Source organism: Flavobacterium difficile (assembly GCF_011392115.1).
Taxonomy (GTDB): domain Bacteria; phylum Bacteroidota; class Bacteroidia; order Flavobacteriales; family Flavobacteriaceae; genus Flavobacterium; species Flavobacterium difficile.
Window position 1 is genome coordinate 384,785 of sequence record NZ_JAAJBT010000002.1, and the last position, 23,714, is coordinate 408,498.

Annotated in this window: 25 protein-coding genes; 14 read left to right on the forward strand and 11 right to left on the reverse strand. The window is 31.1% G+C overall.

The window, feature by feature from the left end; all coding sequences use genetic code 11:
• Positions 1–185: 185 nt before the first annotated feature.
• The 4 genes from G4D72_RS04700 to G4D72_RS04715 all read left to right on the forward strand — a co-directional run bounded on the left by G4D72_RS04700 (position 186) and on the right by G4D72_RS04715 (position 6,477).
• Positions 186–2,336 (forward strand): TonB-dependent siderophore receptor, encoded by a 2,151-nt coding sequence (locus G4D72_RS04700; protein WP_166076461.1) that lies wholly within the window; start codon positions 186–188, stop codon positions 2,334–2,336.
• Positions 2,337–2,411: 75 nt separating this feature from the next.
• Complete coding sequence (locus G4D72_RS04705) at positions 2,412–3,527, forward strand: PepSY-associated TM helix domain-containing protein (protein WP_166076462.1); 1,116 nt, start codon at positions 2,412–2,414, stop codon at positions 3,525–3,527.
• Between the two features lie 156 nt (positions 3,528–3,683).
• Complete coding sequence (locus G4D72_RS04710; protein WP_166076463.1) at positions 3,684–5,912, forward strand: TonB-dependent siderophore receptor; 2,229 nt, start codon at positions 3,684–3,686, stop codon at positions 5,910–5,912.
• A gap of 19 nt (positions 5,913–5,931) precedes the next feature.
• Positions 5,932–6,477, forward strand: coding sequence for a PepSY-associated TM helix domain-containing protein (locus G4D72_RS04715; protein ID WP_166076464.1), 546 nt, complete (start codon positions 5,932–5,934; stop codon positions 6,475–6,477).
• Between the two features lie 70 nt (positions 6,478–6,547).
• Here the strand turns inward: G4D72_RS04715 and G4D72_RS04720 are convergent, their stop codons facing one another.
• The 5 genes from G4D72_RS04720 to G4D72_RS04740 form a co-directional block, all read right to left on the reverse strand.
• The gene (locus tag G4D72_RS04720; protein ID WP_166076465.1) at positions 6,548–7,345 is read right to left on the reverse strand and encodes a DUF3667 domain-containing protein; all 798 of its coding nucleotides are present in this window, start codon (positions 7,343–7,345) and stop codon (positions 6,548–6,550) included.
• 13 nt (positions 7,346–7,358) lie between these two features.
• Complete coding sequence (locus tag G4D72_RS04725) at positions 7,359–7,616, reverse strand: hypothetical protein (RefSeq protein ID WP_166076466.1); 258 nt, start codon at positions 7,614–7,616, stop codon at positions 7,359–7,361.
• A gap of 189 nt (positions 7,617–7,805) precedes the next feature.
• Positions 7,806–9,272 (reverse strand): aminoacyl-histidine dipeptidase, encoded by a 1,467-nt coding sequence (locus tag G4D72_RS04730; protein WP_166076467.1) that lies wholly within the window; start codon positions 9,270–9,272, stop codon positions 7,806–7,808.
• Positions 9,273–9,364: 92 nt separating this feature from the next.
• Positions 9,365–9,661: a type II toxin-antitoxin system RelE/ParE family toxin gene (locus G4D72_RS04735; protein ID WP_166076468.1), complete on the reverse strand. Its 297-nt coding sequence runs from the start codon at positions 9,659–9,661 to the stop codon at positions 9,365–9,367.
• On the reverse strand, positions 9,661–9,870 hold the full coding sequence (locus G4D72_RS04740; protein ID WP_166076469.1) for a hypothetical protein: 210 nt from the start codon (positions 9,868–9,870) through the stop codon (positions 9,661–9,663). The genes G4D72_RS04735 and G4D72_RS04740 overlap by 1 nt, the downstream gene beginning before the upstream one ends.
• Before the next feature lie 72 nt (positions 9,871–9,942).
• Between G4D72_RS04740 and G4D72_RS04745 the strand changes: the two genes are divergently transcribed.
• Positions 9,943–11,010 carry a DUF3810 domain-containing protein gene (locus tag G4D72_RS04745; protein WP_166076470.1) on the forward strand — a complete coding sequence of 356 codons (1,068 nt, stop codon included), beginning with the start codon at positions 9,943–9,945 and terminating at the stop codon, positions 11,008–11,010.
• A complete protein-coding gene (locus tag G4D72_RS04750; RefSeq protein ID WP_166076471.1) occupies positions 11,000–12,190 on the forward strand; it encodes an LETM1-related biofilm-associated protein in 1,191 nt (396 codons plus the stop codon). The genes G4D72_RS04745 and G4D72_RS04750 overlap by 11 nt, the downstream gene beginning before the upstream one ends.
• On the opposite strand, the gene G4D72_RS04755 is transcribed toward G4D72_RS04750, so the two are convergent.
• Complete coding sequence (locus tag G4D72_RS04755) at positions 12,187–13,110, reverse strand: LysR family transcriptional regulator (RefSeq protein ID WP_166076472.1); 924 nt, start codon at positions 13,108–13,110, stop codon at positions 12,187–12,189. The two genes, G4D72_RS04750 and G4D72_RS04755, sit on opposite strands and share 4 nt — an antisense overlap.
• Positions 13,111–13,207: 97 nt before the next feature.
• Between G4D72_RS04755 and G4D72_RS04760 the strand changes: the two genes are divergently transcribed.
• Genes G4D72_RS04760 through G4D72_RS04775 form a run of 4 tightly spaced genes read left to right on the forward strand, consistent with a single transcriptional unit; the run spans position 13,208 to position 16,272 of the window.
• On the forward strand, positions 13,208–13,486 hold the full coding sequence (locus G4D72_RS04760; RefSeq protein ID WP_166076474.1) for a hypothetical protein: 279 nt from the start codon (positions 13,208–13,210) through the stop codon (positions 13,484–13,486).
• 1 nt (position 13,487) lies between these two features.
• Positions 13,488–14,324, forward strand: coding sequence for a DUF6671 family protein (locus G4D72_RS04765; RefSeq protein ID WP_166076475.1), 837 nt, complete (start codon positions 13,488–13,490; stop codon positions 14,322–14,324).
• Positions 14,325–14,327: 3 nt separating this feature from the next.
• A complete protein-coding gene (locus G4D72_RS04770) occupies positions 14,328–15,305 on the forward strand; it encodes an L-threonylcarbamoyladenylate synthase (protein WP_166076476.1) in 978 nt (325 codons plus the stop codon).
• Between the two features lie 4 nt (positions 15,306–15,309).
• A complete protein-coding gene (locus G4D72_RS04775; RefSeq protein WP_166076477.1) occupies positions 15,310–16,272 on the forward strand; it encodes a sodium-dependent bicarbonate transport family permease in 963 nt (320 codons plus the stop codon).
• A gap of 7 nt (positions 16,273–16,279) precedes the next feature.
• Here the strand turns inward: G4D72_RS04775 and can are convergent, their stop codons facing one another.
• The 3 genes from can to G4D72_RS04790 all read right to left on the reverse strand — a co-directional run bounded on the left by can (position 16,280) and on the right by G4D72_RS04790 (position 18,747).
• Positions 16,280–16,924: a carbonate dehydratase gene (can, locus tag G4D72_RS04780; RefSeq protein WP_166076478.1), complete on the reverse strand. Its 645-nt coding sequence runs from the start codon at positions 16,922–16,924 to the stop codon at positions 16,280–16,282.
• 58 nt (positions 16,925–16,982) lie between these two features.
• A complete protein-coding gene (locus tag G4D72_RS04785; RefSeq protein WP_166076479.1) occupies positions 16,983–18,368 on the reverse strand; it encodes a SulP family inorganic anion transporter in 1,386 nt (461 codons plus the stop codon).
• Positions 18,369–18,534: 166 nt separating this feature from the next.
• Positions 18,535–18,747 (reverse strand): hypothetical protein, encoded by a 213-nt coding sequence (locus G4D72_RS04790; RefSeq protein WP_166076480.1) that lies wholly within the window; start codon positions 18,745–18,747, stop codon positions 18,535–18,537.
• A gap of 205 nt (positions 18,748–18,952) precedes the next feature.
• Between G4D72_RS04790 and pyrF the strand changes: the two genes are divergently transcribed.
• The 4 genes from pyrF to G4D72_RS04810 are packed head-to-tail and all read left to right on the forward strand — an operon-like array spanning position 18,953 to position 21,973.
• Positions 18,953–19,768, forward strand: a complete 816-nt coding sequence (gene pyrF / locus G4D72_RS04795; RefSeq protein ID WP_166076481.1) for an orotidine-5'-phosphate decarboxylase — start codon at positions 18,953–18,955, stop codon at positions 19,766–19,768.
• Between the two features lie 7 nt (positions 19,769–19,775).
• Positions 19,776–20,360: a hypothetical protein gene (locus G4D72_RS04800; protein WP_166076482.1), complete on the forward strand. Its 585-nt coding sequence runs from the start codon at positions 19,776–19,778 to the stop codon at positions 20,358–20,360.
• 1 nt (position 20,361) lies between these two features.
• Positions 20,362–21,192 (forward strand): ABC transporter substrate-binding protein, encoded by an 831-nt coding sequence (locus G4D72_RS04805; RefSeq protein ID WP_166076483.1) that lies wholly within the window; start codon positions 20,362–20,364, stop codon positions 21,190–21,192.
• A gap of 1 nt (position 21,193) precedes the next feature.
• Complete coding sequence (locus G4D72_RS04810) at positions 21,194–21,973, forward strand: alpha/beta fold hydrolase (protein ID WP_166076484.1); 780 nt, start codon at positions 21,194–21,196, stop codon at positions 21,971–21,973.
• Positions 21,974–22,112: 139 nt separating this feature from the next.
• Here G4D72_RS04810 and G4D72_RS04815 read toward each other — a convergent pair whose 3' ends face one another.
• Together G4D72_RS04815 and G4D72_RS04820 are read right to left on the reverse strand one after the other, a co-directional pair.
• Positions 22,113–22,829 (reverse strand): DUF4197 domain-containing protein, encoded by a 717-nt coding sequence (locus tag G4D72_RS04815; protein ID WP_166076485.1) that lies wholly within the window; start codon positions 22,827–22,829, stop codon positions 22,113–22,115.
• 9 nt (positions 22,830–22,838) lie between these two features.
• Entirely contained in the window at positions 22,839–23,561 is a 723-nt protein-coding gene (locus G4D72_RS04820; protein WP_166076486.1) for a DUF4197 domain-containing protein, read from the reverse strand.
• Positions 23,562–23,714: the final 153 nt, after the last annotated feature.

Consider the following 23,714-nt stretch of genomic DNA (forward strand, 5'->3'; position numbering starts at 1 on the left):
GTATTTTTCAGTGCAAAGTTACTAAAAAAAAGTAATTCTTTTTACGAATTTAATGCACTGTTTTAATTAATTCTATTTCAATATTTTATAAATATTATTTTTATTTATTCTAAATAAACTTTTATTATTCAATTTTCTGTAGTAGTTTTGTGCTTTAAATTTATTCATTCTAAATAAAAATAATAATGAAAAAACATCTAAACTATCTGTTATTGTTGAGTTTGCCTTCAATGTTAATTGCTCAAGAAGTGAAGAAGGATTCTGTTAATACCATTGAAGAAGTGAAAATTAACCTGAATTGGCAAAAATATAAAAGAGAAAAAAGTGCTACTGTTTCTAAAATGCCATTAAGAGATATAGAAAATCCGCAGGTATACACTACCATTACAAATGAATTATTAAAAGAACAAGTGGTTACTAATTTTAATGATGCTTTAAAAAACGCAACTGGAGTTACTCGTTTATGGGAATCTACTGGTAGAGGCGGAGATGGGGCCGAGTTTTATACCATGAGAGGATTTTCTGTTCAACCTACAATGATTAATGGTTTACCAGGAATTAATAATGGTAGCATAGACCCAATTAATGTCGATAATATTGAAGTAATTAAAGGTCCATCTGGAACTTTGTTTGGAAGCAGTTTAATTTCATACGGTGGATTGATTAATATAGTTACCAAAAAACCGTTTTCTAATTTTGGTGGTGAAGTAAGTTACAATTCTGGGACTTATGGAATGGATCGTGTAACAGCAGATGTTAACATTCCTTTGAATAATGATGTTTCAATTCGTATGAATTCTGCGTATCAAAAAGAAAATTCTTTTCAAGATGCAGGATTTACAAAGTCTTTCTTTTTTGCACCTTCTTTAAGTTATAAAGTATCAGATAAATTGACTTTTTTAATTAATTCTGAATTTTCAAACAGAAATGCAGCAAATGCTCCAATGCTTTTCTTAAGTAGATTTTCGCCTTTAACGTTTAATTCGATTACATTATTCGAACAAAATTATAAAAAATCATACACATCTAATGAATTAACCATTAGCAATCCTTCGTTTAATTTACAAACTCAGATGTTATATAAATTATCGAATAATTGGACTTCACAAACCGTTTTATCAAGAAGTCAATCTAAAACAGATGGTTATTATTCTTATTTATTTGATGATTCAAACGGTGATACATTTACCAGATATATATCGAAAAGAAATGGAGAAACCTTAGCCACCGATTTACAGCAAAACTTTATAGGCGATTTTAAAATCGGAAATTTCAGAAACAGAATGGTTGTGGGGCTTGATTTTTATCAATCTAACATTTTAAACGGAAGTTCTGGCTGGGTGAATGGAGGAACGGTTTCTTTACTAAATCAATCCGATTCGGGACAAGCTAATTTAACGCAAGCAGGTGTCGATAATTTACTTGCTGGTACTAATGAACCCAATACAAATGCCGAAACTCAAGTAGTAAGTGCGTATGTTTCTAATGTGATTAATTTTACAGATCAACTGTCTGTGATGGCCAGTTTGCGTGTAGATGAATTCAAAGGAAAAACTTCTTATTATGCTACAGATGAAGTAAAAAGTCAAGTTGCCTTATCGCCAAAATTTGGATTGGTATATCAAATTATCGAAAATAAAGTGTCTGTTTTTGGAAATTACATGAACGGTTTTAAAAATATTGAACCTGGTTTAGTAAACGTAGATGGAACCAACACAAGAGTAGCAACTTTTGATCCTGAACACGCGAATCAATATGAGTTCGGATTAAAAACCAATTTATATAAAGAAATGGTGTCTGCTTCATTAAGTTATTATGATATAACTGTTAAAAACCGATTAATGGCAGATCCAAATAATCCGAATGCTTCCATTCAGGGCGGAGAAGTGGAAAGTAAAGGTGTAGAGTTGAGCGTTACCGTTAATCCAACTAAAGGTTTAAATATTATTACAGGATTCAGTACCAATAAAAGTGAAGTAACTAAAGATGCACCAGCTGCAGGATATTTAGGATTACGTCCAGAGGAAGCCGGACCAGAAACTTTAGTGAATTTTTGGGCCAATTATACACTTTCTCATGGTAAATGGAAAGGTTTAGGTTTCGGATTTGGAGGAAATTATGCCTCAGAACACAAAACACTAAACAGAGCCGTAATTGGAACTTTTGTATTACCTGATTATACGGTGTTAAATACCGCAGTTTCTTATAATAATGATAAGTTTAATTTGACTTTAAAAGTCAATAATTTATTAAATGAAAAATATTTTACCGGCTGGTCTACAGTAACACCTCAAAGATTAAGAAGTATTACTGCCGGATTAACGTTTAAGTTTTAGTCAATTTGTTTGTTTTGGGTAAACTTCTCATTTGTTAATCAGATGAGGAGTTTTACCTTTTTTAATTTTTTAAAAATGAATGTAAAAAAAAGTATCAGATTGGTGCATCTTTGGTTGGGCTTATCTACAGGAATTATAGTTTTTATAGTAGCTATCACTGGTTGTTTATACGCTTTTCAAGAAGAAATAAAAAGTAGTACAGAAGCATATAGATATGTCCAGAAGGAAAACAAACCACAGTTATTACCTTCTGAAATAGAAGAGATGGTAACCGAAAAATTTCCCAATGAGCATTTACATGCCATTCATTATCATGGAGCAGAAAAAGCTGTTGAAGCCATTTTTTTTCAAAATGAGCCTACAGAATATTATTTTATATGCTATGTGAATCCGTATTCTGGAAAAGTTATTGCAACTGTAAATCAATATGAAGGTTTTTTTCATTGGGTATTGAACGGTCATTTTTATTTATGGTTGCCTCATGAAATCGGTCAGACCGTAGTTGCCACTTCTACTTTACTTTTTGTTTTTTTAATTCTATCCGGATTCATTCTTTGGTATCCTAAAAATAAAAGAGTAGCCAAACAACGTTTTTGGTTCAAATGGAAGGAAACCACAAAATGGAAACGTAAAAATTATGATTTGCATAATATTACAGGCTTTTATGTTTTATCAATTGCATTAATATTTGCATTAACAGGTTTGGTTTGGGGCTTTCAATGGTTTGCTTTTTCGTATCATAAAGCTTTTGGAGGCGAAAGTTCTTTGGTTTATGAAGAACCTAAATCGGAGGTTCAAGTAGGACTTCAACAACCCATTAATGCCTTAGATTCTACTTATCTATATATGAGAAAAGCCTATCCAAATGTATCTTCAATAGAAGTGCATCCTCCTGAATCAGATCTTTCACCAATAGCAGCTAATGCAAATGTTGATGAAGATACCTATTGGAAAATTGATTACAGGTATTTTGACCAATATTCTATGAAAGAATTACAAGTGAATCATATCTATGGAAGGTTCGATAAAGCCGATATTGCAGATAAAGTACTAAGAATGAATTACGACATTCATACCGGTGGCATTTTAGGTTTGCCTGGAAAAATTTTTGCTTTTTTAATAAGTTTACTCATCGCAAGTATGCCTATTACTGGATTTTTAATTTGGTGGGGAAGAAAGAATAAAAACTAATAGTTTTTTCAATTTCGCATGCAATGTAGTATTAAATCTTTTGATTTTGGATACCAACACGTTAACTTTATTATTTTTATTTATTCTAAATAAACTTGTTTTTATCGTTTTTAGATGCTACTTTTGCGCTTTATTTTAATTTATTCTAAATAAACAATGAAAACATATATATATCTTTTTGCCTTTATAGCACAGTTTAGCATTTCGTATTCTCAACAAAAAGAGTCTTTAAACGATGTTTCTTATGAAATGGAAAATGACTCAATAAAGAAAAAATCAAAAACTATAGATGAAGTAGTTATCACAAAGAAAATTCAAAAAGGAGTTGTAAATGGTGGTAAATCTCCAATAAAAGCTTTAGATTTACCTCAAGCCACTGCAATTATCGATAGAACAACCATTGAACAACAACAAATTTTAAGAATTTCCGACGCTTTAAGAAATACAAATGGGGTGTATGTTTCTGGAGCCAGTAACGCCTCTGGTAACAATCAGGAAGAATATGGTTCTAGAGGCTTTTCTTTTAGTGGTTCTAATACTTTTAAAAACGGAATTCGTTTCAATGGTTCTCTAATTCCAGAAACTTCTTCTTTAGAAAGTATCGAAATACTAAAAGGAAGTTCGGCCTTATTATACGGAAATGTAGCTCCAGGTGGTATTTTAAATTTAGAAACAAAAAAGCCAAAATTTCAACAAGGTGGAGAAATAAGTTTTAGAGCTTCAGAATATGATTTCTATAAACCTACAATCGACATGTATGGAAGTTTAGATGCTAGTCAAACTTCAGCATATAGAGTGGTAACTAGTTATGAAACTGGCAATAGTTTTAGAAATGTTGTTGGCAGTGAAAGATTTTATATTAATCCTTCTTTTTTATTCAATTTGTCGAAAAAAACAACTTTGATAGTGGAAGCTGATTATTTAAAAGATAGTAGAACGCCAGATTTCGGTTTAGCAACAATCGATTATAAAGTGGTTGAATTACCAAGAAACGCTTTCTTAAATTTTAATTGGGCTAAATTTGACAGCAAGCAAGAAAGTATTTCAGCGACTTTAACACATCAAATTAATTCAGCTTGGCAGTTTAAAAGTTTAGTTTCCTACCAAGGATATTCTACTAATTTATTATCAAGTACTCGTCCGAATTCTGGAAATACTACTCCAACTTCTGCTAATAATAATTTAGTTCAGGCCAATGGTGACTGGGTTCGTGGGGTGCAAAAAGCAGATAACAAACAAGATTATGCCTTCGCAGAATTAGATTTAACAGGAAATTTTTCAACAGGTAATGTGAAACATACGTTTTTAGTGGGTGCCGATGCCGATCGTTCTAACACGGGAACCTTAAACTTTGCTACTATTAATTATTTTGACAAAATAAATATTTATAATCCAAGTGTAGTTATTGGAAAAAATGCGGCGTTTGCTTCCGCAGAGATTCCAACTTTAACTAAAAATACTCATGCTGATGCAGAAGTTAAACGTGCCGGACTTTATGTTCAAGACTTTGTAGAATTATCAAAAAAATTGAAAGTTTTAGCAGGTTTACGTTATAGTTATTTAGAAAACACCACAAATACATTGACTTATGCCACTGCTAAAAATGTAGAAATTCATACGAATGATAATATAGTTTCTTCTAAATTAGGATTAGTATTTCAACCTACAAAAACAAATTCTATTTTTGCTAGTTACTCGGATTCATTTGTGTTAAATACAGGAACTGATAAATTTTTTAATGCTTTACCAGCTTCTACCATCAACCAATATGAAGTGGGTATAAAAAATGAGCTTTTTAAAGGTAAAGTAACCGCAAATGTTACAGGTTATGTTATTGATTTTAGTAATTTGGCTCAAACCGATTTTTCTAATAATAATGTTAACACCAATATTAAAGAATTGGCAGGTTCTTACACCAGTAAAGGGGTTGAAATTGATTTGGCTGGAAATTTCAAAAATATCAGAGTAATGGCGGGTTACAGTTTTAATGAAACCAAATACACGAAAAGTAATATTTACGATAAAGGCGTGCAACTTCGTTTTACTCCAAAAAATACCGCTAATGCCAGTATGTTTTACACATTTGAAAATACAAAACTTAAAGGGTTAGAAGTAGGTGTGTTATCTTCTTATGTAGGGAAAATTTTAGGCGGAAGATTACGTCCAAACAACGCAAGTACTCCAGCTGAATTAGCCAGAAAGCCAATTCCAGTTGATGGATTTTTACAGGTGGATGCTTCAATTGGTTATGCAATTAATGCGTTTTCTATTCGTGCAAGATTGTCAAATATTGCTAACGTTACCAGTTATTATGTATATGATGATAACACGGTTACGCCAATTGCACCTAGAATGATTTCCACCACTTTATCTTATAAATTTTAGTAAAATAATTATATCACTTATGAAATTAAATAGAAGAAACATTCACCGCGATTTAGGATATTTTTATATCGGACTTATCATTTCTTTCGCTTTTTCTGGTATTTTAATGAATCACAGGGAACATTGGCATCCAGAAAAATACACAGTTGAAACCAAAAGCATTCAAGTTAAATTGCCTGAAGAAAGCCAGATTTCTGAACAATATGCAGAAAATTTGGGTAAAGAATTAGGCATAGATGATAAAATTCGTCGTCATGGTGTAAAGAAAGGAACATTCAAAATTTCATTTGAAAAACACGACGTAGAAATTGATATGAAAACAGGAAAAGGCGAAATCGTTGCTTTTAAGAAGACACCTATCATCAGTCAGACCATGAAATTACATAAAAGCACTTCAAATTGGTGGATTTATTATTCAGATATATTCGGAATCTCTTTAATTACTATTGCAATAACTGGCGCAATAATGATTACTCATGGTAAAAATACTTTTGCTAGAAGAGGTTGGAAATTAGCAGTTGCCGGTGTAGTTATTCCGTTATTAGTTTTGTTTCTGATTGGATAATTTTTAGAGTTAGTTATGTAAAAAGTCCGACCCGATATATCGAGGCGGACTTTTTTATTTGCAATAAGTTTTATTTTTTGGGACTTAAGTATTTTAGTCCTTCTGGTCCATTTGACATAGCATAAATAAAACCTCCAATCATAACAACTAACAGCAGTAAAAAGAAAGTAACAACCATAACAAGAATAGATAATGCTACTCTTAAAATTATGTGTAATAATTTCTTATCGGGATATATTTCTTTAAAAAACCAAATTAAAAGCAAGGGTGTCAACAACATTTGTATGCTGGAAATCGACATAAACACACTATCATCATGCTTAAAATAATACATGAATGGATAAGTAAAAATGATACTAAATAGAGTGTAAAAACTTAGGATATAGGAATTCATTACTATGTGTTCGTAATAATTATGTCCCCAATTATAAAACGCAATTTTTGTAAAAAAAGCAAAGAAAGGAATGGAAAGAAGCATGATAAATGAGTTGTAACTCGAAATGAATGTTAAATAATCATTCATGAATTCGGAGTTTAATTTCTGGTTGGCATAAAAATCGCCCATTATTTCATTTAATCCGATTATTTTAAACGAAATAAAAGCAGAAATACCACTCAATACAAAGGTTAATAATATGGGTTTGTAATGATTTACTCGGTTACCTTCAATAAATTCTTTTGCTGTTTTCCCTGGATTTTTCAATAAACTTTTTACAGAATATAAAAAACCTTTATTGGTATGTAGAAAGGTATATTGAATTTCATCCCAAATGTATTTCTTGTCAATTCTTTTGTACTTTTTTTGTCCGCAATTTTCACAAAAATTACCTGTGAAAATGATGTTACAGTTTTTACAATTATTTTCCATCTTTTCTAAAAAATTAAATTTTTCTTGATTTGATTTCTTTATGAATCAAACTAAAGTTGATAAATAAAGGCATTAAAGTAATTGGCAGCATAAAAATGGGAAGTAAAGTGACAATACTACTGTTTTTAAATCCTTTTGTTACGAAAAGATAAAGTAAAATTGAAATTGCAACAATGAAAATTAGGGCAAATGCGATTGAAATTCCTTTAAAGAAATTCCTTTTTTTTAATAATTGTTCGTCAGTTAAATCACTGTAAATGTTTTTTTTCATTAGTTTAATGTGAAGTTTAGTTTTTTTTTTTTTTTTGGTATACTTGAATTTAGTCCGATTCTAGTATAAATAGTTTACCTCAAATATAGTAATTTTTATATACTTGCAAAATCGCATAAAAAAACCTCGAGAAATACTTACTCGAGGTTTTTTACAATGAATTACTTCGTTAATCGAAATTCGTAAATTTTAATTACGAACCGGAATGTTTTCTAAAATCTCTAATACAAATTTCCAGTATTTTTGGGCAGAAGAAATACTAGCTCTTTCATCCGGACTGTGTGCACCTTTAATAGTTGGTCCGAAAGAAATCATATCCATATCTGGGTAATTAGTTCCTAAGATGCCACATTCTAATCCAGCATGACAAGCTACAACATGAGGTTTACTTCCGTTTTGTTTTTCGTAAATGGATGTCAAAACATCTAAGATTTCCGAGTTAGCGTTTGGTGTCCAACCTGGGTAAGAACCTCCAAAAGTCACTTCACAACCCATTAATTCAAAAGCAGCACGTAGCGCATTTGCTAAATCAAATTTAGAAGTTTCTACAGAGGAACGCGTTAAACATTGTACCGTTAATTTTCCTTCTGCAACAGTAACTTTAGCAATATTGTTGGATGTTTCTACTAAATTATCAAAATCTGCACTCATTCGGTATACGCCATTATGAGCGGCATAAATGGAACGAACCATATAAAATTGCGCCATTGGAGGCATCACTTTAGTTGGAGTAGTAGCCGATTTTTCAATGATAATTTCTAAATTCGGTTCTGTGGTTTTAAATTCAGTTTTGATTTCGTTTATAATTTCTTGCATGTCGAAAGTAAACGCTTCGTCATAAATAGGAGCAATGGCTACTTGTGCCACACTTTCTCTAGGAATCGCATTTCGCAAACTTCCACCATTAATGGTTGAAATTTGTAAACCAAAATCTTCAAAACCATTAAATAATAATCGGTTCATAATTTTGTTGGCATTTCCTAAACCTTTATCAATATCCATTCCTGAATGGCCACCATTTAAACCTTTTACTGTAATGGTATAACCTACAGAATCAGCCGGAGTATCTTCTTCATCGTATTCTGCAACAGCTGTTACGTCTACACCACCAGCACATCCAATATCAATTTCGTCGTCTTCTTCTGTATCTAAATTTAATAAAATTTCACCTTGTAATAAACCACCTTTTAAGCCCATGGCTCCAGTCATTCCTGTTTCTTCGTCAATAGTAAATAACGCTTCAATAGCAGGATGCGGAATCGTGGTGCTTTCTAAAACGGCCATAATTGTAGCCACACCTAAACCGTTGTCAGCCCCTAAAGTAGTCCCTTTAGCACGAACCCAGTCACCATCTACATACATTTCAATACCTTGTGTATCAAAATCGAACTCAGTATCGTTATTTTTTTGGTGTACCATATCTAAATGCGATTGCATAACGATGGTTTTACGATTTTCCATTCCAGCTGTAGCCGGTTTTTTGATAATTACGTTTCCGACTTCATCTTTAATGGTTTCTAATCCTAATTTCTGACCAAATTCCATCATAAAAGCAATCACACGTTCTTCTTTTTTAGACGGACGAGGTACAGCATTTAAATCGGCAAATTTGTTCCAAAGTGCTTTTGGTTCTAAATTTCTTACTTCTTGACTCATTTTATTTTTGTTCTGTTTGTTGTTATTTTTTATGGTTCAAAATTCGTTTTTCAACATTCAAAATTCGTTCTTATTTGAATATTTAGGCATTTTTATTTATCGTAATATGTATTTGGATTTTTAGAAGTATTAAATACTGATATAATATGTATTTTTTTGGTTTCTTCTAAAATATAATAAAAAACTATAAAAGGAAATTTCTTCAAAGGTAAACCTATATAATCTTTATATCTAATTTGAAAGTTTGGATTTATAATTATGGTTTCAACTGCATTTTCAATTGATTCATAAAAAACTTCACCTAAACCTTCCTTTTTTAAGTCATAATATGTTACTGCTTCTTGAATATCTGTAATAGCATTAGGTTCAAAGAAAACGGAATAACGCATTATCTTTTATTAAAAATTAATTTAGATTTTACTTCACTCCATGGAATGTTGTTTTCTTCATTTGCCTGATTTCTTCTGTTATCAAGTAGGTTTTTTATCTCAGAAGTCATTTCATAATCAGAAATTGTAGTATCGTAATTAAACTTCTCAATTAACTGCATGAAAAAGTTTAAATCTTGATCTGGAATATTTAAAGTTACTTGTGTCATAAGATTTAATTATAAGTAACAAAATTATAAAAATAATACCATTTATTTGTTGATTTGTAATAATTTTAGCGGATGAAAAAAAAGCTAAGTATATTTTTATTCCTTCAAATTATTCTCATTAAAGTTATGGCGCTTTTTCCAGATTTTGTGGAGCGTTATTACAGTAATGGATTGTATTTGTATCTTTCTAAGTTTAGCCGTATAATTCTGGGTTGGATTCCTTTTTCTGTGGGCGATTTGTGTTATACGATTCTGATTTTTATTGTTTTAAGATGGATGTATAAAAATAGAAAAGGATTTTTCACCAATTGGAAAACGAACGGGTTAACCATTTTGAGTTTTGTTTCTGTGTTATATTTTTTATTTCATTTTTTATGGGGCATCAATTATTACCGAATGCCACTGCATGAAAAAATCGGAATTGAAAAAGAATATACCAAAGAACAATTGCAAGCTTTAACCGAAAAGTTAATCTTAAAAACAAATCAGTTGCAATTTCAAATTGAAAAAGATTCCACAAAAAAAGTAGTTTTCAACTATTCAGAACAAGAGATGTATGAAAAAGCGCCAAGTGGTTATGCTTTATTAAAAAATCAGTTGGCGGAAATTAAATATGAAAATAAAAGTATAAAATCATCTTTATATAGTTTACCATTGAGTTATATGGGATTTGGTGGCTATTTGAATCCGTTTACCAATGAAGCACAAGTTAATTATCTAAAGCCAAAATACACTTCACCTTTAACCATTTGTCATGAAATGGCACATCAAACTGGAATTGGTTCGGAAAGCGATTGTAATTTCATCGGATTCATGGCGGCTTCGAGTAATAAAGATGTGTATTTTCAATATTCTGCGTATGCATTTGCACTAAATTATTGCTTGTATAATTTAGAAGTTATGGAAGAAGGAAGTAGTAAATCGTATCGTAAATTCATAAACAAAGGTGTTTTGGAGAATTTTAATGAAAATAAAACCTTTTGGAAACACTACCATTCGTTTATTGATACATTTTTTGAATACTTTTACGACAAGTTTTTAAAGTTCAACCAACAAAAAGATGGCATGGAAAGTTACAGTAAGTTTGTGGGTTTATTAATTAATTACGATTTAAAACACGATGTAATTCATGCAAATTAACCCATCAATAAACGGCTGGATTGAAAAATATGTACATCAGTATGCTAATGAAGTTACTTCTTATGCCACTGATGAAGATTTTTTTGTGGCTTGTCAGCAATCAGGGTTAATATATGGTTATGTAGTGAAATACCATTTAAACGGAACTGTTGAAGATGCAAAATGGGATACAGAGGAACGTATTAAAGTTGGTTTTCTTTCTACTTTAATGGCTTTATATAGAAAGCACAACACCACTTCTGTGGAAGAATTTATTGAAACAATTCTTGCGTTTTACAATCTGATTTCTAAAGGGAAATTTAGTTTTGTTAAAATGGTTTGGCCAGACGGAAGTGCGTATCAAAAGTTAGAAGGTATCATAAACGAACGATTGCAAACGAACGACAATATCTTAACCAAAAATTTCACACACATGGTTACGAACGCCATGCTTTTTATTGATATTTTAGCTTTTGAGTTTTATCTAAAAAACAACACCATTAGTTTAGATTTTTTTAAAGATTTAGAACGAAAATGTTTGGCATTAATCATGCTTTCTTTGAATAAAAAAAATAACAAATCGGAATACGATTCGATGCTGTTAAAAATGTTTGAAAATTCGTTGCGCTATTCGAAAGTTTCTAAGATCAATCAAGAGGAAATAATTGCACTAATTTATCAAGGAAATCGCTCAACATTAGAAAATTTATATTTGTATGAAGTAGCTCATATGACGCTTTTAAGTGATGGAATTATGTATGAAAACGAACAAAATTTCTTAAACAAAATCGCTTTCAATTTAAATTTAAATAAAAACAAACAAAATACTGGTTTAGAATTAGTTAACTTTATAGAAAAACATAAAAAAGAATTGCCTTTTTTTAACCTGAATCATCCCGTTAAACAGTTTTATACGAATACACAAGAGAACATTGGAAAATTGGTTAGTCGAAATAAAACCCGACTAATTAAAGAGCTTTCTGAAAGTAAAGAGTTGGTCAAATTATTGCGTAAATCTACCCAACAAGATTTAAGTTATGAGGAAAAAAAGAAGGTGAAAAAACAGTTGTTAGATATCTGTAAAAGCATTCCTTCCTTAACTATTTTTTTACTACCAGGTGGCGGTTTGTTGTTGCCTGTTTTAATAAAATTTATTCCACAATTATTGCCTTCTGCTTTCAATGAAAATTTAAACGATTAGTAATTAGTAATCCATGAAAAATACGCTTCATTTATCTTTTCATGTGAATCTGTAATGTATTTCAAATAAGCACTTGCTACCGGACTTAATTTTTTCCCTTTTAACCAAATTAAACGCCAATTTGTTATTATTGGTAACTTTTTTACAGGTATAATTTTGAGATCTCCTTTTTCTAGTTCATTTTTTAGTCCGATTAAAGGCATAATTGAAAGTCCTAAACCCGCTATAACCGATTGTTTCACCGCTTCATTTGAGGTTAATTGTAGTTTCATATTCGACTTAATACCGTTCTGATCGATGTAGTTTTCCATTGAAATTCTTGTAGCTGAACCCAATTCTCTATAAATTAAAGGGTAGTTAGGTGTGTAAGCTACTAAATCATTTGTGGGATTAATGTCAACAGATTTATTTCCAATTAAATACAGTTTGTTTTCTAAAATTATTTTAGATTCTACTTCAATATCTTTGGGGAGAATTGATACTAAAGCAAAATCGATTTCATTGTTTTTTAACGCTTTTAAAACTTTAGTTTTGTTGGTAACATCCATTTCTAATTCCACTTCTTTATTATTTTTTATAAAATCAGTTAAATAATACGGAATTACATATTTCCCTGTTGAAACAACTGAAATTTTTAAGCGACCTGAAAGTTGACCTTTGAAAGCTTGTGTTTTGTAATTTATGGCATACACTTCATTTAGAATAGTTTCAGCTGCTGCTGCAATTTCTTTACCAAAATCGGTGATAAAAATTTGTCGACCAACAATTTCAGTGAGTGGAATATCAAACTGATTTTGAAAGTTTTTCAATTGAATTGATACGGCTGGTTGCGTAAGATGAAGTTCCTCGGCTGCTTTAGTAATACTAAGTGTTTCGGTAATTTTATAAAAAACTTGAAGTTGGTGTAAGGTGTAATTCATAAAATAATTTTATATATATCATTACAAATATAAATAAAAATTTATGAATTAAATGTTTCAATTTTGTCTCGTTAAAAATTAAAACTAAAACTAACTCATGGAAAAAGAACAAAACTACAAGTTAATTGATGGCGTTTTTACTTCCGAAGATGCTGATCAAGTATTAACGGCTTTATTGAATTATAAAATCGATTATCACAACAGAGAAGATTTTAGCAATCACATCCGTTTTAATCATGAAATCGAACATTCAAAAGTCCGTATTCAAGAATTAACAGCCACTAAAGAGGAAATAAAAAAACTTCTTTCAGAGACTAAACTGCAACAAAAGAAATTGTATATCAACGGAACCATTTCCATTCGTATCGAAGCATAAGATGTTTCACAAACGCCATCTTTTAATTGCCACTAAACACCAAAAAGAACGTGTTATTGCTCCCATTTTCGCAGCAGAATTTGGAGTTACTTCTTTTGTGTCTGATGTTTTCGATACCGATAGTTTAGGAACTTTTTCAGGTGAAATTGAAAGGAAAGAGGATGCGTTAACAACTTTAAGAAACAAATGTATTCTGAGTGCAACTGCTACTCAATCCGACTTAGTTGTCGCTACCGAGGGCTCTTTTGGTGCTCATCCGTCTCTTTTTATTGCTCATGCGAATACGGAACTAATCATGCTAAAAGATTTTAAAAATGATCTTGAAATTGTAGCAAAAGAAATTAGTTTAGATACGAATTTTAATGGACAGAAAATTTCAACTGAAGCCGATTTACTGGAGTTTGCCAAAAAAGTAAAGTTTCCGTCTCATGGTGTAATTTTAAAAAATGAAGAAGCCAATTTTTCGGTACTTTTTAAAGGCATTCAAACCGAAGCGATTTTACTAGAGAAATTTCGTTATTTGAAACAATATAAAGATTATGTGTATGTTGAAACCGACATGCGAGCCCTGTATAATCCTACTCGCATGCAAGTAATTGAAAAGGTAACTAAGCAATTAATTGAAAAGCTAAAATCTTTATGTCCCTCTTGTCAGACTCCAGGTTTTGATGTAGTTCAAGTTGTTTCAGGTTTACCTTGTCAACTATGTAAAAGTCCAACGCGTTCCACCTTATATCATGTTTACGAATGTAAAAAGTGTGCCTACCAATCCAATAAAATGTTTCCTCGTGGTGTCCAATCAGAAGATCCGATGTATTGTGATACTTGTAATCCTTAATTTATGATAAAACTTTCAAAAGATATAGATTTAGCCAAGAAATGGTTAGATGCCGAGCAAGTAATAGCTATTCCTACAGAAACGGTATACGGATTAGCAGGTAATATTTATAGTGAAAAGGCCATAAATGCCATTTTTGAAACTAAAAAACGTCCGTTTTATAATCCATTAATTGTTCATATTCATAGCGCAAATCAATTAACCGATTTGGTGGAGGAACTTCCAGAAAAAGCGGCACAACTTGCTGCTGCCTTTTGGCCTGGTTCCTTAACTTTAGTATTGAAAAAAAAGGATTCCGTTTCAAATTTAATTACTGGAGGAAAAGATACCGTTGCGATCAGAATTCCAAATCATCCTTTAACTTTAGAGCTATTGGCTAAATTAGATTTTCCATTAGCGGCTCCTAGTGCGAATCCGTTTGGTTCTATTAGTCCGACTACAGCTCAACATGTAGCCGATTATTTTCCAGAATGCCTTCCTATGGTTTTAGACGGTGGCGACTGTACAAATGGGATTGAATCTACTATAATTGGATTTGAAAATGATGTACCTGTTTTGTACCGATTAGGCGCGATTTCAAAGGAAGAAATAGAACAAGTTATTGGTCCGATTTCCATCAAAAACCATTCAAAAATTACTTCATCGACAACAGAAGCTCCAGAAGCTCCAGGAATGTTAACGAAACATTATGCACCCAAAACAAAATTAATTCTGACAGACGATGTCATAGCGACTTCAAAAAAATACGAATTACAACAAGTTGGATTTTTATTATTTCAAGACATAGAAGTTACTAATAGTTCAAGTACAAAGGAAATTTTATCCAACATAGGAAGTTACAAAGAAGCAGCTTCCAATTTATATGCCGCAATGCATCGTTTAGACCAACTTCATTTGGATATAATAATTGCACAAAAATTTCCTGACATAGATTTAGGAAAATCAATTAATGATCGTTTAGAACGAGCAACAAAAAACTAAAAAAATGAATTTAGATTTACTATTTGAAAACCTTACCAATCCAGCCTTATTATTTTTTATTTTAGGAATAATTGCCGTTAAAGTAAAAAGTGATTTAGAAATTCCGCCGAATTCTTCTAAATTTATCTCCTTATATCTTTTGTTTTCTATCGGATTTAAAGGCGGACAAGAATTAGCGCACAGTCACTTTACTTTAGAAATTGTATGGTCGGTTTTATTTGGTGTTGTAATTGCCTTACTGATTCCTATTTATTGCTATTTTATTTTACGAAGAAAATTTAGTGTATATGATGCTGGTGCTATAGCCGCAGCTTATGGATCGGTAAGTGCTGTAACATTTGTAACAGCTGCTTCTTTTTTAGAAATCCAGAACCTAACTTTTAGCGGCCACATGGTAGCAGTTATGGCATTAATGGAAGCGCCAGCCATTATTGTTGGTGTTATTTTAATTAGAATGTTCGATAAGAAAAAAGAAACCAATACTTCCATAGTTTCTTTAGTCAAACATTCGTTTACCAATGGAAGTGTGTTACTAATTTTAGGTAGTTTAGTGATAGGTTTATTAGCAAGTGAAGAACAAGCTATGGGAATTAAACCTTTTACCAACGATTTATTTAAAGGCTTTTTGGCAATTTTTCTACTAGATATGGGAATTGTTAGTGGTAAAAAATTAGGTGATTTTGTAAAAAGTGGCTGGTTTGCCGTACTTTTCGCTTTAGTCATTCCATTGGTTAATGGATGTTTAGTAGCGTTTTGTAGTCAAATCGTTACCACCGATATAGGTAACCGATTTATTTTAGCAGTATTAGCAGCAAGCGCCTCTTACATTGCGGTGCCTGCTGCCATGAAAATAGCCGTTCCAAAAGCAAACCCTGGATTGTTTTTACCCATGGCATTGGCGGTAACCTTTCCATTAAATATTACGATTGGAATGCCTATTTACTTAATGCTTATTCAATGCTTTTAATTTTGTTTTAGTTAGAGAACTTCAATTGGTACACTTCATCTAGCTCTTCGTTTGAACTCATATTTACACCTAAATCTGTCACATACCCAGAGTTTAAACCATAAGTCCAACCATGAAGTGTTAAATCTTGGCCATTTCTCCAAGCATTTTGTACAATTGAAGTTTTCGCTAAATCAAATACTTGTTCTTGTGCATTGACTTCCACAAATTTGTTAAAACGTTCTTCTTCATCTTCAATTGAGTTTAAATAGTTTTCATGTAAACGATATACATCTTTAATGTGTCGAATCCAGTTATCAATTAATCCAATCGATTGATTGCCCATAGCAGCTTTCACACCACCACAACCATAATGTCCGCAAACAATTACATGTTTTACTTTTAAAACATTTACGGCATAATCTAAAACACTTAACATGTTCATATCGCTATGAATAACCATGTTGGCAATGTTTCTGTGTACGAAAACTTCACCAGGTTTTGCTCCAATAATTTCGTTAGCAGGTACTCTACTATCCGAGCATCCAATCCATAATAATGGGGGTTGTTGTCCTTTTGCTAAATCTTTAAAGTACTCGTTGTCAATAGCTAATTGACTTTCTACCCATTTTTTGTTGTTGTCTAAAATTTTTTTATAAAAATCGCTGCTCATAAATATTAAATTTTAATTGTTTTTTATGAAATTTATTTAATTAAACTTATTTAATTATTCAGTTTAAAATTTGTTTTTTTTTGAAAAAATATTTTACAAAAAAATAAATAATTAATGCTGTTAACACGCCAGTTAAAAAGTCTGTTAAAGGAACCATAACAGCAGTGTATACCATTGTAGCAAATTCAAATTTGCCTAATTTTTTTATTTCTTTTATTTCTGAAGGTTTAATCATGTTGCTTGCCACCCAAACTAAAATTCCACCAATGCAGGCCATAGGTATAAGTTCAAGATATTGGGCTAAATAAAATGCCATTGAAAGTTTTAGAATGGCTTTAAAGTAACCTGCCAATGGAGTTTTTGCTCCAGCTTTTATGCTCGTTGCAGTTCTGGCAAGGGCACCAGTACAAGGAAAACCTTGGACTAAAGGTGTGAAAATTTGCACCAATCCTTGACCAAAAAATTCTTTGTCTGCATTAAAGGGTGTTTTTTCGTTATTAGCTAATCTATCGGCCATTGAAGAGCATAAAACACTTTCAATGCCAGATACAAAAACAATACTAACCACAAAGTAAACAATGTCTAAATACACTGAAGAGTTCATTTCAGGTAAATAAGGCAGTTGTATTTTAAAAAAACTATTTGGTATTGAACCATATAAATCTCTAACTAAAATTAAATTTTTGTCAGCAAATAAAGTTGCAGCTAAAATGGTTGCAGTTGCCATTGCTATTACAGGTCCGGGAATATAAATTGAAATTTTTAATAGATATTTAGCTAAAACAAAAGTTACAATACCAATGATAATTGAATAAATATTAATATGGTCTATGTTTGATATAGCCATTTTGATGTTATGAACAAGTCCACCGTTGATATCCTCATCTTGCCCTATAAACTCCTTAAAATTTTCTATACCAAGAATATCTTCAAAATTAGTTAAAGCTATGGAGATAGCAATTCCTACAGTGAAACCTACAATAATTGAATTAGGAACCAATTTGGCATACTTTCCAACACCAAAAATACCCATTATGATTAATATTAAACCTGAAAGGATTGAAACAAAGACCAAAAAACCATGTGCTTGTTCAAAGTTTCCTCCGATTTCAGGGTTACTATATTTAGAAATTAAAGCAGCAATAACTGGAATAAATGCAGCTGTGGGACCATATACTTGATATTTAGATCCTCCAAATGTTCTTCCAATTACACAAGCTAAGGCACCGGCTATAATTCCATGTTCAGGGCGCATGCCCATTGCCATAGCAAAACCCATTGCCATTGGTATAGCGGTCATCGCGACAATTAACCCAGCACTGAAATCTTGATAAACAGTTTTTATCCAGTTTTCTTTTGTCAAATCTTCCCATCTTGAATCAAAAAAAGTGAAAAATAATTTTAAACGATCGATAGGATTTGTTGGAAATTTAGTTTTTATCATTTGTTTTTTTTAAATTGTTTGATAATTTGATAGTTATTATTGAATATTTTATTTTCTAAGTAAATAGAATGCTATTCGATAAAAGCCAATCAGTTTGTTTAGTAATTTAATACTAGGAAATAAAAAATATATCATTTGTAATCAGATTATTACAATGATATAGAAATTAAATTACTTCTGGAGGTGGAGAAATTATAGCTTTAAATGGCGTAATTTGTGCTGCGGATATTGAATATATTATTATTTTTTTGGTACTTTCTTTGTAAAAGAACAAATAGTTTGGCCCTAAGATATCTGGGTATTTTACATCGTCATTTTCCTCTAAGCCGTCTGTGTCAGCATCTTCTGAAACATCTACATCTACATCACTTTTATCCATAATTGTATGCTTACACTTACTTTTAGTGTAAACAAAAATTTCCAAGTGCTCATGAATTAATGAGGTCAGAAATAAAAATACAATAGCGATTAAAAGTTTTTTCAAAAAATATAATTTATTGAAACAAATGTAAACGGATTAAGTTAGCTAACAAAGAAAATGTTAAAAATTAATTTTGTAAATTTGCCAAACAACACAATTTTACATGACTACAAGGCAACTTACAGAGCAAATTCAACAAAAAAAATCGTTTTTATGTATTGGTTTAGATGTCGATTTAACCAAAATTCCATCACATTTATTAGCTACAGAAGATCCTATTTTCGAATTTAATAAAGCTATAATTGATGCTACACACGATTTATGTGTTTCTTATAAACCCAATACAGCTTTTTATGAGGCTTATGGGATAAAAGGTTGGCAGTCTTTGGAAAAAACGATTCAATATATCAACGATAAGTATCCTGAGATTTTTACCATTGCGGATGCCAAACGTGGTGATATCGGAAATACTTCAACTAGGTATGCCAAAGCGTTTTTCGAAGATTTAAATTTCGATTCAGTAACTGTTGCTCCTTACATGGGAAAAGATTCAGTAGAACCATTTTTAGCTTTTGAAAATAAACACACGATTATGCTAGCTTTAACGTCTAATGAAGGTGCTTTCGATTTTCAAACGTTAGAAGCAAATGGACAAGAAGTATATAAAACTGTTTTGGAAACCTCTAAAAATTGGAAAAATAGTCAAAATTTAATGTATGTAGTGGGAGCCACAAAAGCAGAATACTTTTCTGAAATTAGAAAAATTGTCCCAGAAAGTTTTTTACTTGTTCCAGGAGTTGGCGCTCAAGGTGGAAGTTTAGCTGAAGTGTGTAAATATGGAATGAATCCAAACGTTGGATTGTTAATCAATTCTTCACGAGGAATTATTTACGCCTCAAACGGTACCGATTTTGCACAGAAGGCTAGGGAAGAAGCCCTGAAGTTGCAAGTTGAGATGGAAGAAATTTTAAATGTTTAATATTTATATGAATAGGGTTTTTGTCATTTTTATTTTTTTAAGTTTTTTTTCATTTTCTCAAAAAAAAGACATTGCTAAAAATAAAGTTTTTGGCGAAAGGTTAATTGCAAACAATTTTTTAGAATTTGCAGATGCCGATAAAATGGATTCACTAAGAGCTGAAGTGGTTGATTCGTTTAATATTTATAATGCTCATAATCATAGAATAGCAGCTATTGATGCCGAAGAATTAGCAGAATTAAATTTTGATTTTTTTATTCCTGAATTAAATAAAATTTTAGCAAAAAGAAAGTATCATTTAGAGGTTAAAATTCAAGAAGATTTTGAAAGTTCCTTTGAAATTATCATCAATAACGAAAAAATTAAGCTTTTTACTAAAAATGAATTAGAAGACTATTCATTTTGGGATACTGCGCCTAGAAATTTTTTTAAAAAAGTAAATAAGCTTTTAGTGGATAACGGAATAAAAGAGCAATTTTATCTTTTGTATTCTGGAAATGATTTAAATACAATGTTGCTTACAGATCTTCAAGCAAAAATTATATCAGAATACTATAATTTTAAACAATCAGAAATTCCATATTTGCCTTAACATGAAACAATTCACCGACCAACTTGGTACAACTCACACTTTCGAAAATACACCAAAGAGAATTATTTCTTTAGTACCTTCTCAAACCGAATTATTATACGATTTAGGTTTGGAAGATAGTATTGTTGGGATTACTAAATTTTGTGTCCATCCGTTTCATTTTAAATCGACCAAAGAAATTATTGGCGGTACGAAAAACATCAAATACGATAAAATAAAAGCACTTCAACCCGATATTATAATTGCGAATAAAGAAGAGAACACGAAAGAAATTGTAGCACAATTGAAAGATATTTGTCCGGTTTGGGTCACAGATATCATTACGATTGCCGATAATAACAAAATGATTGAAGATTTCGGAAATGTTTTCAATAAAAGAACCAATGCCCAAAAATGGATCGATAAAATCAACTTTGGTTATGAAAAGTTTAAAGAAGTAGTAGCCGCCAAATTTGAAGAAAATGCCAAACAAAAAGTAGCGTATTTTATTTGGGCGAATCCTTATATGGTAGCCGCTGGCGATACTTTCATAAATGAAATGCTTAAACTCAATGGTTTAGAAAATATTTACGATAACAATCCGAAATACGAAGGCAGATATCCAGAAGTGGTCATCAACAAAATGCGTATTCAAGGCGATCCAGATTTTGTATTTTTATCTTCTGAACCTTTCCCGTTTAAAGATGAACATGCTTTCGAATTGGGGCGACACACTCATCATGCAAAAACAATTTTCGTAGATGGTGAAATGTTTTCATGGTACGGAACAAGATTAGTAAAAGCCTTCGATTATTTTACTTTATTACAAGAAAAACTATACATTTACAAATAAAATGATAGCCTACACCACATACGAAAATACTTCTACAACCGAATGGGTTACTTTTGTTCATGGTGCTGGCGGCAGCTCGTCAATCTGGTTCAAACAAATTAAAGAGTTTAAAAAGCATTTTAATGTTTTACTCCTTGACTTAAGAGGTCACGGAAATTCTAAAGAAAAAATCTCTAAAAAATACACCTTTAAAGCGATAGCTAACGATGTTTTAGAAGTTTTAAATCATTTAAAAATTGAGAAATCACATTTTATTGGTATTTCGTTAGGCACTATTGTTATTAGGCAATTTGCAGAAATGTATGAAAATAGAGTCCAAAGTATGATTATGGGTGGCGCGATTTTAAAAATGAATTTTCGTTCACAAATTTTAATGCGATTGGGTAATATTTTCAAATATGTTTTACCTTATTTGGTTTTGTACCGTTTTTTTGCTTTTGTAATTATGCCGAATAAAAATCATAAACAATCTCGACTTTTATTTATAAATGAAGCTAAAAAACTCTACCAAAAAGAGTTTATCAAATGGTTTAAATTAACGGCTGAAATTAATCCAGTACTAAAATGGTTTCGTCAAGTAGAATTACAAGTTCCCACTTTGTATGTTATGGGAGATGAAGATTATATGTTTTTGCCTTCTGTTCGAAAAGTGGTTGAAAGTCATTATAAATCTTCGAAATTATTAGTAATTGAAAATTGCGGACATGTAGTAAATGTAGAAAAATGGGAAGTTTTCAATACTGAAGTGATTGCTTATTTGAAAAATCAAAAGTCGACATAAAAAAAAACAACTGAAACCTAAATTTCAGTTGTTCTTTAACTAAAAACTAACCTTAACAAAACCTATTTATTAAGTTACAAATATCTGAAATATAAATAGTTATTTTTGTTAAGGTTATGTTATACTTGTGTTATGGATGTTAAATTTGTTTTTTGTCTTGTAAAGCGAAAACTTTTTTTAATACATCGGAAGTTCTTGCTGAAAAATTGGTTCGAATGTCTTTTTCTTCCAAAGCAATCATTTTAAAAACGCCTTCCATCGCTTTGTTTGTGGTATAATCCGTCAAATCAGGATTTACTTTTTTTACTAATGGAATGCTGTTGTATTTTGTGATGATTTGTGTCCAAATTTTATCCGCGCCTACTTTTGCAAACGAACTTTTAATCACAGGATTAAATTTTTCATACAATGCACTTGAAGTTGTAGTTTGTAAATAATTTGTAGCAGCATTTTCATTTCCCAACAAAATATTTTTAGCATCAGTAAAAGTCATTTGTTTTACCGCATCCACAAAAATTGGTGTCGCTTCTTTTACAGCATCTTCAGCAGCTCTGTTTAAAATTCTCAAACCATCATCCGCTAATTTGTTCAATCCTATTTGACGTAATTTAGTATCTACTTTTTGTAATTCTTCTGGCAATACAATTTTCACAGCCTCATTTCTAAAAAATCCGTCTGTAGCTGTTAGTTTCGAAACTTGTTTGGTAATACCGTTTTGCAACGCTTCTTTTAATCCGTTACCCATTTCAGCTTGACTCAAAATTCCAGTTTGTTGTGGCAATTGGTCTAAAACTTGTTGCATTTCTGCACAACTAACTAAAGAGAACAGCGCCAGTGATAAAACTATTTTTTTCATAGTTGTTATTTATTTTTTGTCTTGTAAAGCAAAAACTTTTTTAAGAAGCGCAGAGGTTCTAGCATCGATACCACTTCTTATGTTTTTTTCTTCAACGGTAATCATTTTAAATACTCCTTCTAAGGCTTTATTGGTAGTATAATCAGTTAAATCTGGATTAATTTTGGTTACCAAAGGAATGGCGTTGTATTTCTCTATAATTTTCTTCCAAACCGCATCTGCACCAACATTGGCTAAAGAAGTTTTTATGATGGGGTTGAATTTGTCATAAAGTGCTTTATTTGTTGAGGTTTGTAAATAAGTAGTTGCAGCATTTTCACTGCCTAACAAAATGTTTTTGGCATCTAAAAAACTCATGTTTTTAATCGCATCGATAAATATTGGAGTCGATTGTTTCACCGCATCTTCAGCCGCTCTGTTCAATAGCAATATTCCTTCATCTGCTAAACTTCCTAATCCAATTTGACGTAGTCTTTTATCTACTTTTTGTAACTCTTCTGGAAGTAAAATTTTAACCAATTCATTTTTATAAAAACCATCAACAGCTGTGAGTTTAGTTACTTGCTTTTTTACACCATTATCTAAGGCTTCTTTCAAACCATTAGCAATTTCTATAGTGGATACGGCAGCTGTTTTTGTGGTGACTTTCGTTGTAGCTTTTTTAATAGCATTTTTTAATTGCGCGTGACTAAAAAAAGGGATACAAACTAATAGGAAAATAATTTTTTTCATGTTTTTAAATTTTATGGTTGTACAAAATGGAAACAAAATTTATGCCGTTAATTAAAAATCTATCACAAAGATACTTTCTTTTAATAATTTGTTGATTTTTTACTACATTTTATTAGAATAAAAAATTATTAAATTCGTAAATTGCACCCTTAA